Below are 12,815 nucleotides of genomic sequence, written 5' to 3' on the forward strand. Positions count from 1 at the left end.
TGGAGGCATGTCACCGCTGAAGCCACCGGGGCCTGGTCGGTTGGCGGTCTCGACAGTCCCGTTCGCAGATCCGCGGGTCCAGCGGCTCGTCGACGAGGTGCAGGCCCACTACGTCGTCATCTACGGCGGCCCCGACAGGTCGCCCGTGGACCCCACCGAGTTCGAGCCACCCCGCGGCCTGTTCGCCCTCGGCACCATCGACGGCCAGGACGTCGCCATGGGCGGCTGGCGCCATCGGCCCGACCTGACCGAGCTGTTCGGCGGGGCGCTCGTGGCCGAGATCAAGCGGATGTATGTCGCGCCGCCCGGAAGGCGCCAGGGCCATGCCCGCCGGATCCTCACCTTCCTGGAGGACACCGCCCGCGAGGCAGGCGCCGAGGTGCTCGTCCTCGAGACCGGCCTGATGCAGCCCGACGCCATCGCCCTCTACGAGGCCAGCGGCTACGAGCCGACGGTGCGGTTCGGGCACTACGCCAGCTCGGACCTCGCCCGGTACTTCGCCAAGCGGCTGACCCCAGCGCCCCAGGCATCGTCCTGACGGTCGGTCAGGTCGGTCGGTCAGGCGCGTCCGACGATGCGGCGCGCAGGTTTGCGGATGGGGCCACTGTCGGTGGGCATGACCGCCCTGTGGCTGTGCACCTCGAGCTCACGGATCAGTCGCTGAGCGTCGAGGAGCATCGCGCCGTACGCCGGCCAGGCCTGTGGGTCCTCGAGGTCGGCGGCGCGGACCTCGTTGCCCAGCCGGTCGATGATCTCGTTCGCCGTCCGCAGGTAGGTGGCCACGACCTCCCGCTCGGCGTCGTCCGGCAGCCCGAAGTGGCCGATGGCCCCGGCGACCTCGTCCAGGACCTGCGCGTAGCTCTCGAGGAACCGCTGTGTCGGTGCGGGCTGGGCCTCGTTCTCGTCCGCAGCGTCGACGAGCGTGCGGGCGATCCCGGAGACCTGCCACTGGCTGCGCCTGACCGCCTCGACCGTGTGGGCGTAGCCGGCCCAGTCGACCTCGAGCCGCCGAAGGTTGTCCCGCGGGTTGAACTTGGTGCTCTCCCGCCCGGTCTCGATCGCGGTCTGGATCGCCGGCGCCAGCTGGATGATCTCGGTGCTGGTGTCGTACCACTGGTGGGCCATGTCGCTGTCCCAGCCCTCGCGCAGCCCTGCGGCCATGTCGTTCAGCAGCAGGCACACCTTCCTCGTCAAGGCCCTGATCTGTTCGCGCGGCTGCTGGATGTGCAACGGGGCCAGGACGATGGCGTTGGTGAGCACACCGATGACGCCACCGACCAGCGTCTCCACGATGGTGAGGTAGGTGAAATCGACATTCGTCCCGCCGACGGTCAACAGGGACAGCAGAGCCATGGACGGGACCTGGATCCCGTGGTCACCCAGGCGTCTCCACCGGGCCATGATCAGCGCCAGGTAGATGACCGGAAGCATGCTCCACCAGTGGACGCCGAGCCAGGAGCCCACGAGCCACGCGACACTCATCCCGACCACGACCGCCAGCACTCGCTGCACGCTGGCGCCCAGCGACCGGACCATCGTGCGGTCGACCACGAGCAACGCGGCCATCGGTGCGTAGAAGGGTGACGGGCTGTGCATCACGTGCACCGCGAACTGCCAGGCGAGCACCGTCGCCAGGGCCGCCTTGCCCATCAGGAGGGCTGCATCACGCTCGGGCCCGTTGTGCCGGACTGCCTCGCGCACCGCTCGGACCCAGCTGAGCCCCGCAAGGCGGCCCGACTGCAGCCACGACACCGATGACGAGCGCTCGGGAGTGGGTTCCATCCCGACGACACTAGGTGCCCCGTCAGGCCTGCACCAAGACGCCCTCCGAGGCTCAGCGGGGCGCGAGGGTCAACGTCAGGTGCGGTGTGGCCGGGGCCTTCGTCGAGCGAAGCCCGGCCACGACCACCCGCTCCCGGTCGTCCACCACGAGCTCCACCGTGCTCGGCAGGAAGACCGGCTTGGCGAACCACACGTGCGAGGTCGACGCGTCGTTGCCTCGAGGCTCGAGGGCGGCCAGCGTGCGCGCGGCGGTCCACATGCCGTGGGCGATGGCGCGAGGAAAGCCCATGGCCCTGGCACTCAGCGCGTGCAGGTGGATCGGGTTCATGTCGCCGGACACGGCGGCATACGCCCGGCCCTGCCCTTCCGGGACGCGGATGATTCCGGCGGGCTCGCCGGATGGCAGGGTCGGCGCCGCGGGGGCCGCGGGGGCGTCGGGTGAGCCATGCCCTCGCCGCAGGTAGGTGCTCCGTCCGTCCCAGACCCGCGCGCCGTCGACCTCCACCTCGGTCACCAGGTCCACGAGCCGGCCCTTGGGGTGCGGTCGCAGGTCCTGCGCGTGCACCGAGATCGTGAGCCGGTCGTCGGCGGTCAGGCGCCGGTGGACGGTGATCTGGTTCTCCAGGTGCACCAGACCGGGCAACGGGAGAGGGAACGACCGGTCAGCCATCAGCGCGACCTGGAGTGGGAACCCGAGGACGTGCGGGTAGGTGTGCGGCAGGACGTCGCCGCCGGTGAACCCACAGACCCTGTCGTAGGCCAGCAGGTGGTCGCGGTCCACGACCACCTGCTCCCGGCGCAGGACGACGTCTGGCAGGTCGCCGCGGCGGCCGCGTTGGGTGAGCGCGGCCCGGGCGAAGAGCGCTGCCAGCGAAGGGGATTCGGTCAGCGTCCGCACCGTCATGTCAGGCACCCAGCAGGCTCTGGCCACAGACCCGGACGACGTTGCCGGTGACCCCGGCGTTGGCGTCCTGGCTGAACCAGGCGATCGTTTCGGCGACGTCGACCGGCAGACCGCCCTGGCTGAGGGAGTTCAGCAGCCGGCCCACCTCACGCGTGGCGAACGGCACCTTGGCGGTCATCTCGGTCTCGATGAACCCGGGCGCCACGGCGTTGACGGTGATGCCCCGCGACCGCAGGGCCGGGTCGGCCGACATCGCGTCCACGAGCCCGATCACCCCCGCCTTGGAGGCGCCGTAGTTGGTCTGTCCGCGGTTGCCGGCGATGCCCGCGATCGAGGAGACGAGGACCACGTGGCCGCCGTCGCGGACACCCCCGTCGGCCAGCAGGACCTCGTTCATGCGCAGGATCGACCCGAGGTTGACATCGAGGACCGAGGCCCAGCGCTGCGGGTCCATGTTGGCGAGCAGCTTGTCGCGAGTGATCCCGGCGTTGTGCACGACGATGTCGAGCCCACCGTGGCGGCTCGTGGCGTGGTCGAGGATGCGCCGGCCCGCGTCCTCGGCGGTCACGTCCAGCTGGAGGGCCGTGCCGCCGACCCGGTTGGCGGTCCGCGCCAGGGAGTCGCCGCCCCCGGGGATGTCGACGCACACGACCGTGGCGCCGTCCCGGCCCAGCACCTCGGCGATGGACGCACCGATCCCGCGGGCCGCACCGGTGACCACGGCCACCTTGCCCGCCAGGGGCTTCGACCAGTCAGCCGGTTCGGTCGGTGAGCCCGCACCCACGCGGACCACCTGTCCGTCGACGTAGGCCGAGCGGCCCGACAGCAGGAAGCGCAGCGTCGCGTCGACGTTGGCCTCGCCGCCGTCCCTGACGAGGACGAGGTTGGCGGTGGCTCCGGCCCGGAGCTCCTTGCCGATCGAGCGGGTGATCCCTTCGAGCGCTCGCCGCGTCGCGGCCTGCGCGAAACCGTTGGCGCTGCCCGGGTCCCGGCCGATGACGACGACCCGACCGCTGGGGCGCAGGGCCTTCAGGGCCGGAGCAACCAGGGTGCGCAGGGTGTCGAGGTCGGTCGGCTCGGACGCCTCGGTCAGGTCGGCGACGACCGCCGCCACCCGCTCCCCCTCCACCAGCTCGTCGACGATGTCGATCCCCTCGCCGGCCAGCAGGGCACGCACCCGCGTCGCCACCGGGGCGGCGCCCAGCCCTCCGACGAGGACTGCGCCGTCGATCAGGGGCTCGTCCGCGGCATACCGGCGCAGCCTGGTGGGACGGGGCAGGCCGAGCTGGGTCGCCAGCTTCTTGCCCACCGCGCTGTTGACGAGGCCCGCGTAGGTGCCGGCCATCAGGCTGCCTCGAGGATCGCCATGACGCCCTGGCCGCCCGCGGCACAGATCGAGATGAGGCCGCGTGCGCCAGATCCCTTCTCGTGCAACATCTTCGCGAGGGAGGCGACGATGCGGCCCCCCGTCGCGGCGAAGGGGTGTCCGGCGGCCAGGGAGGAGCCGTTGACGTTGAGCTTGGTGCGGTCCAGGGCGCCGATCGGTGCATCCAGCCCCAGCCGGTCGCGGCAGAACTCCTCGCTCTCCCAGGCGGCGAGCGTCGTGAGCACCGTCGCCGCGAACGCCTCGTGGATCTCGACGAGGTCGAAGTCCTGGAGCTTCATGCCCTGGCGCTCGAGCAGGTGCGGCAGTGCGTAGGCCGGGGCCATCAGGAGCCCTTCGTTGCCGGTGACGTAGTCGACCGCCGCGGTCTGGGCGTCCACGAGGTGGGCCAGGACGGGGAGCCCGTGCTCGGCGGCCCACTCGTCGGACCCGAGCAGCACCGCGGAGGCGCCGTCGGTGAGGGGTGTGGAGTTGCCCGCCGTCATGGTCGCGCCCTCTCCCCTGCCGAACACCGGCTTGAGGGTGGCCAGCTTCTCGACGGTGGAGTCGGCGCGCAGGTTCTGGTCGCGGGTCTGCCCCAGGAACGGCGTCATCAGGTCGTCGAAGAAGCCACGCTCGTAGGCAGCGGCCAGGTTGTGGTGCGATGCGGCGGCGATCTCGTCCTGGGCCTCTCGGGTGATGCCCCACTGCTTGGCCGTCTGGGCCATGTGCTCGCCCATCGACAGGCCGGTGCGGGGTTCGACGTTGCGCGGGATCTCAGGGACCAGCTGGGCGGGGCGCAGCCCGGCCAGGGCCTTGGCCCGCTGGCCCGGGGTCCGGGCCCGGTTGAGGCTGAGCAGCGTCTCACGCAGCCCCTCGTTCACCGCGATGGGCGCGTCGGACGCGGTGTCGGTGCCACCGGCGATCCCCGAGTCGATCTGGCCGAGGGCGATCTTGTTGGCCACGAGGATGGCAGCTTCGAGGCCGGTGCCGCAGGCTTGCTGGACGTCGTAGGCAGGGGTGGTGGGCGCCAGGCTCGAACCGAGGACGGACTCGCGGGTGAGGTTGAAGTCACGCGAGTGCTTGAGCACGGCACCGGCGGCGACCTCGCCGACCTGCTCCCCCGCGAGGCCGTGCCGGGCCACCAGGCCCTCGATCGCCGCGGTCAGCATGTCCTGGTTGGTGGCCTTGGCATAGGCGGCGTTCTGCCGCGCGAACGGGATGCGGTTGCCGCCGAGGACGGCGGCGCGACGCGGCTGTCCGGACGAGCGGGCGGGCTGGGACGAGGTGGCCACGAGTACTCCTGGGATCGGTCGGACTGTGCGACAGGTAACTAGTACGGACAGTAGCAGGTACACCGAGTACCTGCTACTGTCCGACCTGTGACCACGACCACGAAGGCGACGGCAAAGCCGCCCGCGAAGGCGCGCAGGAGGGCGACCGCGAAGCCCCCTGCCCCGAGCCCTGACGGCCGCAGCACCCGCTGGGAGCAGCACCGGGCGACCCGTCGCCGGGAGCTCGTCGACGCCACGCTGCGGGCGATCCGCCAGCACGGGGCCGGGGTCGGCATGGACGACATCGCCGCCGTCGCCGGCACCTCGAAGACAGTGGTGTACCGCCACTTCAGCGACCGGCAGGGCCTGTATGCCGAGGTCTGCGCGAGCGTCGACGCCCTGATCCTGCGCAACCTCGCCCTCGCCACCGGCCACGCCGGTGGCGACCTGACCGCGGCGCAGTCCACACCGCGGGCGCTGATCGCGGGTGCGATCGACGCCTACCTGACGCTGGTCGAGAAGGACCCCGAGGTGTACCGGTTCGTCGTGACGGCACCCTTGCTGGACCAGACCGCCGGCGACCCCGCCGCGACGGTGACGGACCACATCGCCGCCGAGATGACGGCAGTCCTCACCGAGGCGCTGCGCCGCACCGGTCGCAGCACGGCCCCCGCTCCCGTCTGGGGTGCCGGCCTGGTCGGCATGGTGCGGGCCGCCGCGGACCGCTGGCTCACCGACTCGGCGATGAGCCGCCAGGAGCTCACCGAACACCTCACCGACCTGGCCTGGGGCGGCTTGTCCGCCGCCTGGCCGGACGACACCGTGACCACCCCGCAGGAGGACTCATGACCACCCTCGCCACCGCGCTCCAGAAGAGCCTCGACGGTCGCTGGGCCGCGATCCGCGACGAGGCGCGCACCGACCTCGACCCCGACCGGTTCGCACCGCCCAGCGAGCCCCTGGACCTCGAGTCCTACCGCGCCAGGATCGCCGACCAGGTCCAGTCCCTCGCTGCGACGGGCCACGCCAAGCGGGGTTTCCCGATCTCGATGGGCGGCACCGGCGACCTCGGCGGCTCGGTGACCGCGTTCGAGCTGCTGGGACATGCCGACCTGTCCCTGATGGTCAAGGCGGGGGTGCACTGGGGTCTGTTCGGCGGTGCGGTCGCGAACCTGGGTACCGAACGGCACCACACGGCATACCTGCCGTCGATCATCGACGCGAGCCTGCCCGGCTGCTTCGCGATGACGGAGACGGGCCATGGCTCCGACGTGCAGTCGCTGGGCACCACCGCGACCTACGACCCCGAGACCGACGAGCTCGTCGTCCACACCCCGGACCGGCGGTCCCGCAAGGACTACATCGGCGGCGCCGCCCGGGACGGGCGGATGGCGGCGGTCTTCGCGCAGCTGGTCACCGGCGGCGAGAGCCACGGCGTCCACTGCGTCCTCGTGCCCATCCGTGACGAGTCCGGCGCGGCGATGCCCGGCGTGACGATCGGCGACTGCGGTGCCAAGGCCGGGCTGCCCGGGGTCGACAACGGCAGGCTCACGTTCGACCACGTGCGCGTGCCGCGGACCAACCTGCTGAACCGGTACGGCGACATCGACGAGCACGGCACGTACACCTCGCCCATCGAGAACCCGACCCGGCGGTTCTTCACGATGCTCGGCACCCTGGTCCGCGGCCGGATCAGCGTGGCGGGGGGCGCCGGCGCTGCCACGCGCAGCGCGCTCACGCTGGCCGTCACGTATGCCCGTCACCGCCGTCAGTTCGCGGCTCCCGGCAGCGACGACGAGGTGATCCTGCTCGACTACCGGGTGCACCAGCGCAAGCTGCTCCCCGCGCTGGCCACGTCCTACGCCCTGCAGTTCGCGCAGAACCAGCTGGTGGAGCTCATGCACGAGGTCCTGACCGCGCAGGACGAGGCAGACGAGCACCAGCAGCGCGAGCTCGAGTCCCGGGCGGCCGGCATCAAGGCCGTCGCCACGGCGCACGCGACAGCGACGATCCAGACCTGTCGCGAGGCGTGTGGCGGCGCCGGCTACCTCGCCGTCAACCGCCTCCCGGCCCTCAAGGCCGACACCGACGTGTTCACGACCTTCGAGGGCGACAACACGGTGCTGCTCCAGCTGGTCGCCAAGGGACTGCTCACCGACTACCGCGACGCCTTCGGCGACCTCGACACGCTGGGCATGGTCAAGTTCGGCGCTCGACAGTTCGCCGGGGCGGTCATCGAGCGCACCGCGGCGCGCGGGCTCATCCAGCGCCTCATCGCGACCGCACCGGGCCGCGACAGCGAGACGGGCCCGACCGACCGCGGCTGGCAGCTCGAGCTCTTCGAGGACCGCGAGAAGCACCTGCTCGAGACCCTCGCCCTGCGGCTGCGCAAGGCCGGTGCCGCGGGCGCGGACGCCTTCACGGTCTTCAACGAAGCCCAGGACCACGTCATCGCGGCGGCCCGCGCCCATGTCGACCGGACCATCCTCGAGTCGTTCGTCGCAGCCATCGACGCCTGCGAGGACGAGTCCGCCGCGCAGATGCTCCACCAGGTCTGCGACCTCTACGCACTCAGCAACATCGAGGCCGGCAAGGGCTGGTTCCTGGAGCACGGCCGCATCACGCCGGCGCGCAGCAAGCAGGTCACGGCAGCGGTCAACGAGCTCTGCGCGACCCTGCGACCGCACGCCCAGGACCTAGTCGACGCGTTCGGCATCCCGCGGCGGTGGCTGGGCACCGAGCTGCTGGCGCCGATCGAGTGAGTCAGCCGCGCAGCAGGGTGCGGCCGTCGTCCGTCACCGTCCAGAACGGGTTGTGCGCGACCTCCCACGGATGGCCGTCCGGGTCCACGAAGATCCCCGAGTAGCCGCCCCAGAAGGTCTCCGCGCCCGGACGTCCGATGACGGCCCCGGCTGCCGCCGCCTCGGCGAGCACCTCGTCGACCTCGTCGGCACTGCGGACGTTGAGCGCGAGCGTCACCCCGCCCCAGCCACCGGTGTCCTCGACCGCCGAGTCCGCGGCCAGCGAGCCGCGGTCCCAGAGGGCCACGACGAGGCCGCCGCACTGGAAGAACACCACCTCGGGCTCGTCGTTGCCCCGCTCCCAGCCGAGCGCGGTGTAGAAGCGCTCGGCCCGCTCGAGGTCCGCGACCCCGAGCGTGACCAGCGAGACCCGTTGCTGCACTAGCCGTTCCACCAGGGACGCAGCGGGAGCCCCGCTCCCCCGCGCTCGTCGAGCTTGACCGCGAGGACCTGGTGGAGCTCGATGCTGTTGCGCTCGAAGCCGATCCGCGAGCCGGCCATGTACAGGCCCCAGACCCGCGCGGTGGCCTCTCCGACCTCGTCGACGCAGGCGTCCCAGTTGTCCCGCAGGTTGGCGCACCAGCCGGCCAGGGTGCGGACGTAGTGCTCGCGGAGGTTCTCCTCGTGACGGACCTCCAGCCCCGCGTTCTGGGCCGCCGTGATGATCGTCCCCGAACCGGTGAGCTCCCCGTCGGGGAAGACGTAGCGGTCGATGAACGCGCCCGTCGGCATCCGGCGGTTCACCGGCCGCGTGATGCTGTGGTTGAGGAGCAGTCCCCCGGTGCGCAGCCGGTCCTTGATGAAGCCGAAGTAGGCGGGGTAGTTGCGCACCCCGATGTGCTCGGTCAGCCCGATCGACGACACCGCGTCGAAGCCGGTCTCGACGACGTCGCGGTAGTCGCTGTGGCGCACCTCCGCCAGGTCCTGCAGACCCTCACGACGGATCGCCTCCTGCCCCCAGGCCGCCTGCTCGGCCGAGAGGGTCGCCCCGATGACCCGGACCCCGCGCCGAGCGGCATACCGGACCATGCCCGCCCAGCCACACCCGATGTCGAGGAGCCGGTCGCCCTCCTTGAGCCGCAGCTTCTCGAAGACGAGGCGGTACTTGTTCTCCTGGGCCTCCTCGAGGGTCGCGCCGTCGTGCGGGTAGCAGGCGCACGTGTAGGTCATCGACGGGCCGAGGACGTACTCGTAGAACGCGTTGGACACGTCGTAGTGGTGGTGGATCGCCTCCGCATCGCGGACCTTGCTGTGCCGCAGCCCTTCCGCGACGCGACGCCACCGGGGCAGCGCCTCCTGCGGCGGGGGCGGCGGCGGCTTGAGCAGGTCGATGCCGAGCGAACGCGCAATGGCGGCAGCAGTCCTGGGCGCGGGCATCTTGAAGTGCAGGTCACCCATCGCGGTGAGCAGCTCGTAAGGATCTCCGGGGTGGACCCCCACGAGGTCCAGGTCTCCCGAGACGTAGGCACGGGCCATGCCGAGGTCGCCCGGGGCCGTCGCGAGGTAGCTCGCCCCCCGGGGCGTCTTGAGGTTGAGGCCGTACGGCGCGTCTTCCGGCCCCGTGGCCGACCCGTCGAAGGCAGTGAAGCGCAACGCCAGCTCGTCGGGAGACACCGCCTCGAAGATCTCGGCCATCGAGAGTCGTGCAGGGGTCTGCGGACCGTGCTGGGAGTCGGGCCGGTTCGTCCTGAGGATCGTCACTTGCGTTGCACCGCCTTGGAATAGAGATCGAGCAGTCGTGAGTCGGGGTCGTACCGTCGTTTCAGCTCGGCATACGTGTCGCCGCCATAGAGCCTCCAGAACTGGGCCTGGTCGTAGTAGGCGTCGGAGTACAGGGACTTGTGGCCGTCGAGCGAGGTCACCTTCTCCTCGATGAGGCGGTTGGCCGCACCGTCGGGCGCGTCCGGAGCCCGCGGGACGCTGGACCAGAAGCCGACGTTGACGTAGGTCTCGCCCGCGCGCAGCGGGTAGAGCGGCCAGGAGCCCTCGCTGCGCACCGGGCACAGCCAGATCGGTTCGATCGGGATCTCCCGCAGGAACCAGTGGACGAACTCGGCCGTCCGCGCCAGGGGCACCTCGATGTCCTGGACCACCCGCTCGCGGGGTGGCTGACCCTTGCGGGCCTCGATCCGGTCGGCGATCGAGTAGCGGTGGTCGAGCGCGATGAGCTTCCAGTAGAACGAGCTGCGGCGGTAGCGGCGCGGCCAGAGTCGGCGCAGGCGAGGGTCCTGGGCCCCGAATGCGCGGCTGCACCAGAACCAGTCCGTGTCCCACCGCCAGAGGTAGTCGTGGATGGTGAGGCGGTCGACCTTCGGCAGCGGTGAGTCGTGCTGGATGGAGCGGTAGTAGATCTGCTGGCCGGTGTAGTCGCTGACCGGGCCGGGCTCCGCGGTCTTGGTGCCGAGGGTGAGGTAGCACTCGGTGGCCGAGAAGACCACCCCGTCGAGGTAGTCGACCGCCACCCCGGCGTGCTCGCCCGTCTCGCTGATCGCACCGAGGGCCTCGACGAGCGAGTCCACGTCGTGGAAGCGCAGGTGCCGCAGGGCCACGAACGGCTCGACGGGCTCCAGGGCGATCCGCAGGCGGGTCGCGTAGCCGAGCGTGCCGTAGGAGTTCGGGAAACCGTGGAACAGATCTGCGTGCTCGCCCTCCGGCCGCGCCGTCACGATCTCGCCCGAGCCGGTGAGGATGTCCATCTCGAGCACCGACTCGTGGGGCAGCCCGTTGCGGAAGGAGGTCGACTCGATGCCCAGCCCGGTGACGGCGCCGCCGAGCGTGATCGTCTTGAGCTGCGGCACCACCAGGGGCGCGAGACCGTGCGGCAGGGTCGCGTCGACGAGGTGCTCGTAGGTGCACATGCCCTGGACGTCCGCGGTGCGCGCCTGCACGTCGACCTCGATCACGCCGCCGAGTCCCGACACGTCGAGGCCTGGGGCCTGCGAGGCTGCTCGCGCGCGGAAGAGGTTGGACGTCTTCTTGGCCAACCTGACGGGCGCGTCGGCGGGGATGGCGCGATAGCTCTCCGCAAGCCGTCGAACGGCGTGCTCGTGTGTCCCCGTCTCCAGCTGCCCCAGCACGATTCGACCCTATGCCGCGAAGACGCCGGACGTCACGCGATAACCGCCCAGCGGACATCCGGCCGGGCGCAGGAAGGGTCCAGCCGTGGCCTGGTCAGGAGACGACCTCCACGTCGTCGCCGACCCGCACCGTTCCCGGCCGGCGCACCGCGGCATACACCCCGGGGCAGTTGCGTGCCGTGCCCGTGACGTCCAGCTCGACCGCACCCACGCGCAGCACCTTCCCGATGCTCGCGGCGAGCTCGTCAGAGCCGAGCGACACCACGAGGTTGGCGCGGGTGTCGGCCCGGACGTCCTGCGCGGCGACCACCTGCACGGCGGCCTTCTTGCGACGGTCGCCCTCCAGCCCGTCGTCCTCCACGAGCGAGGCGGGCAGCTCACGTCCCGGCGCTCCCTGGACCGGGAAGATGTGGATCTCGTTGACCTGGGCGGACATTCGTCACACGCCCTCGGGTGCCGAGGCCAGGGCTGTCTGGATCGCGCGGACCAGCTGCGTCGCGGAGTCGCGGGTCAGCTCGACGGCGACGCGCGCGCCGGGACCCCGCGACAGGTCGGCCAGGTCGATGTTGAGGGTGTGCTCGGCCAGCGCATGCACGGGGTGGTCGTAGTAGACCGTCGCATCCGTGACGTGGAACCACTCACCCCCCGGCCCCTTGGCGCTTCCGTCGACCTGCTCGGACACCGTGGCATAGGTGCACATGTCAGCCCTTCCGCTCGCCCAGGTGGGTCCCGAAGAACCGTGCGACCCGGTCCCACCCGTCATTGGCGGCGGCGACCCGGTAGCTGGGCCGGTCCACGGCGAAGAACGCGTGCCCCGCATCGTCGTAGGAGTGGAACTCGTGCGGCTTGTCCAGGTCGGTCAGGCGCTGGTCCAGCTCCGCAACGTGGTCCGGGCTCGGGGTCTTGTCCTCGACACCGAAGAGTCCCAGCAGGGGTGCCCCCAGGGACGGCAACAGGTCGACGAGGTTCGTGACCTTGAGGGGGTAGCCCGCCGGGGGTTCCCCGGTGACGAACGCGCCATAGCAGTCGACGGCTGCGTCGAGGTCGAGGCGGCAGGCCGCGAGGACCGCCTGTCGGCCCCCCGAGCAGTGCCCGATGACGCCCACCCGGCCATTGCTGCTCGGCAGCTCGCGCAGGTGTGCCGCGGCGACACCGACGTCGGCGACCAGCCGTTCGTCGGGCACCCCACCCTGCGCCCTCACGGTGGCCGCGGCGTCGGACGGGTCGGCGCCCGGTGCCTCGCGGGAGTACAGGTTGGGACAGATCGCGTCGAACCCGAGCTCGGCGAAACGGCGCACCATCTCCTTGGTGGCCCGGTCGTAGCCCGGCACGTGGTGGATCACCACGACCCCGCCCCGGGTGGTCTGCTCGTCCGGGCGGGCGAGGTAGGCCTCGACCTGGGCGCCGTCGGCGCCGGTCAGGGAGACGGTCGTTGCATGGAGGGAGTCGCTCACCTCGCGATGCTATGCCTGAAGGTCGCAGGGAGCTCGGAGGGAGGTCGTACGTGGTGGACGTGAAGGGACTCGAACCCCTGGCCTCTCGCGTGTGAAGCGAACGCTCTAACCAACTGAGCTACACGTCCAGCGCCCGAGTCACTGGTGACGTCCGGGCCTG

General features: G+C 71.2%; 13 protein-coding genes and 1 tRNA gene. 3 read left to right on the forward strand and 11 right to left on the reverse strand.

What is annotated here, in order from left to right; genetic code table 11:
• Positions 1-7 precede the first annotated feature (7 nt).
• Positions 8-538: a GNAT family N-acetyltransferase gene (locus BJ986_RS15450; RefSeq protein ID WP_179423137.1), complete on the forward strand. Its 531-nt coding sequence runs from the start codon at positions 8-10 to the stop codon at positions 536-538.
• A gap of 20 nt (positions 539-558) precedes the next feature.
• Here BJ986_RS15450 and BJ986_RS15455 read toward each other — a convergent pair whose 3' ends face one another.
• The 4 genes from BJ986_RS15455 to BJ986_RS15470 are packed head-to-tail and all read right to left on the reverse strand — an operon-like array spanning position 559 to position 5,344.
• A complete protein-coding gene (locus tag BJ986_RS15455) occupies positions 559-1,782 on the reverse strand; it encodes an FUSC family protein (RefSeq protein ID WP_179423139.1) in 1,224 nt (407 codons plus the stop codon).
• Between the two features lie 52 nt (positions 1,783-1,834).
• Positions 1,835-2,686: a MaoC family dehydratase gene (locus BJ986_RS15460; protein WP_179423968.1), complete on the reverse strand. Its 852-nt coding sequence runs from the start codon at positions 2,684-2,686 to the stop codon at positions 1,835-1,837.
• Between the two features lies 1 nt (position 2,687).
• On the reverse strand, positions 2,688-4,031 hold the full coding sequence (locus tag BJ986_RS15465; protein ID WP_179423141.1) for a 3-oxoacyl-ACP reductase: 1,344 nt from the start codon (positions 4,029-4,031) through the stop codon (positions 2,688-2,690).
• The gene (locus tag BJ986_RS15470) at positions 4,031-5,344 is read right to left on the reverse strand and encodes an acetyl-CoA C-acetyltransferase (RefSeq protein WP_179423143.1); all 1,314 of its coding nucleotides are present in this window, start codon (positions 5,342-5,344) and stop codon (positions 4,031-4,033) included. The genes BJ986_RS15465 and BJ986_RS15470 overlap by 1 nt, the downstream gene beginning before the upstream one ends.
• Before the next feature lie 87 nt (positions 5,345-5,431).
• Here BJ986_RS15470 and BJ986_RS16835 point away from each other — a divergent pair, with 87 nt between their 5' ends.
• Together BJ986_RS16835 and BJ986_RS15480 are read left to right on the forward strand one after the other, a co-directional pair.
• A complete protein-coding gene (locus tag BJ986_RS16835) occupies positions 5,432-6,172 on the forward strand; it encodes a TetR family transcriptional regulator (protein WP_179423145.1) in 741 nt (246 codons plus the stop codon).
• Positions 6,169-8,085 carry an acyl-CoA dehydrogenase family protein gene (locus BJ986_RS15480; RefSeq protein ID WP_179423147.1) on the forward strand — a complete coding sequence of 639 codons (1,917 nt, stop codon included), beginning with the start codon at positions 6,169-6,171 and terminating at the stop codon, positions 8,083-8,085. Before BJ986_RS16835 ends, BJ986_RS15480 begins: the two co-directional genes overlap by 4 nt.
• Before the next feature lies 1 nt (position 8,086).
• Here the strand turns inward: BJ986_RS15480 and BJ986_RS15485 are convergent, their stop codons facing one another.
• The 7 genes from BJ986_RS15485 to BJ986_RS15515 form a co-directional block, all read right to left on the reverse strand.
• Positions 8,087-8,506, reverse strand: coding sequence for a VOC family protein (locus BJ986_RS15485; protein WP_179423149.1), 420 nt, complete (start codon positions 8,504-8,506; stop codon positions 8,087-8,089).
• Positions 8,506-9,825 (reverse strand): class I SAM-dependent methyltransferase, encoded by a 1,320-nt coding sequence (locus tag BJ986_RS15490; protein ID WP_337795430.1) that lies wholly within the window; start codon positions 9,823-9,825, stop codon positions 8,506-8,508. Before BJ986_RS15490 ends, BJ986_RS15485 begins: the two co-directional genes overlap by 1 nt.
• A complete protein-coding gene (locus tag BJ986_RS15495) occupies positions 9,822-11,201 on the reverse strand; it encodes an FAD-binding protein (protein WP_179423151.1) in 1,380 nt (459 codons plus the stop codon). Before BJ986_RS15495 ends, BJ986_RS15490 begins: the two co-directional genes overlap by 4 nt.
• Positions 11,202-11,295: 94 nt before the next feature.
• Positions 11,296-11,637 (reverse strand): MOSC domain-containing protein, encoded by a 342-nt coding sequence (locus tag BJ986_RS15500; protein WP_179423153.1) that lies wholly within the window; start codon positions 11,635-11,637, stop codon positions 11,296-11,298.
• Positions 11,638-11,640: 3 nt separating this feature from the next.
• A complete protein-coding gene (locus BJ986_RS15505) occupies positions 11,641-11,901 on the reverse strand; it encodes a DUF6295 family protein (protein ID WP_179423155.1) in 261 nt (86 codons plus the stop codon).
• Between the two features lies 1 nt (position 11,902).
• On the reverse strand, positions 11,903-12,655 hold the full coding sequence (locus BJ986_RS15510) for a dienelactone hydrolase family protein (protein ID WP_179423157.1): 753 nt from the start codon (positions 12,653-12,655) through the stop codon (positions 11,903-11,905).
• Positions 12,656-12,706: 51 nt separating this feature from the next.
• A tRNA-Val gene (locus BJ986_RS15515) sits at positions 12,707-12,783 on the reverse strand.
• Positions 12,784-12,815: the final 32 nt, after the last annotated feature.

It is taken from the genome of Pedococcus badiiscoriae, from assembly GCF_013408925.1.
GTDB classification, from domain to species: Bacteria; Actinomycetota; Actinomycetes; order Actinomycetales; family Dermatophilaceae; genus Pedococcus; species Pedococcus badiiscoriae.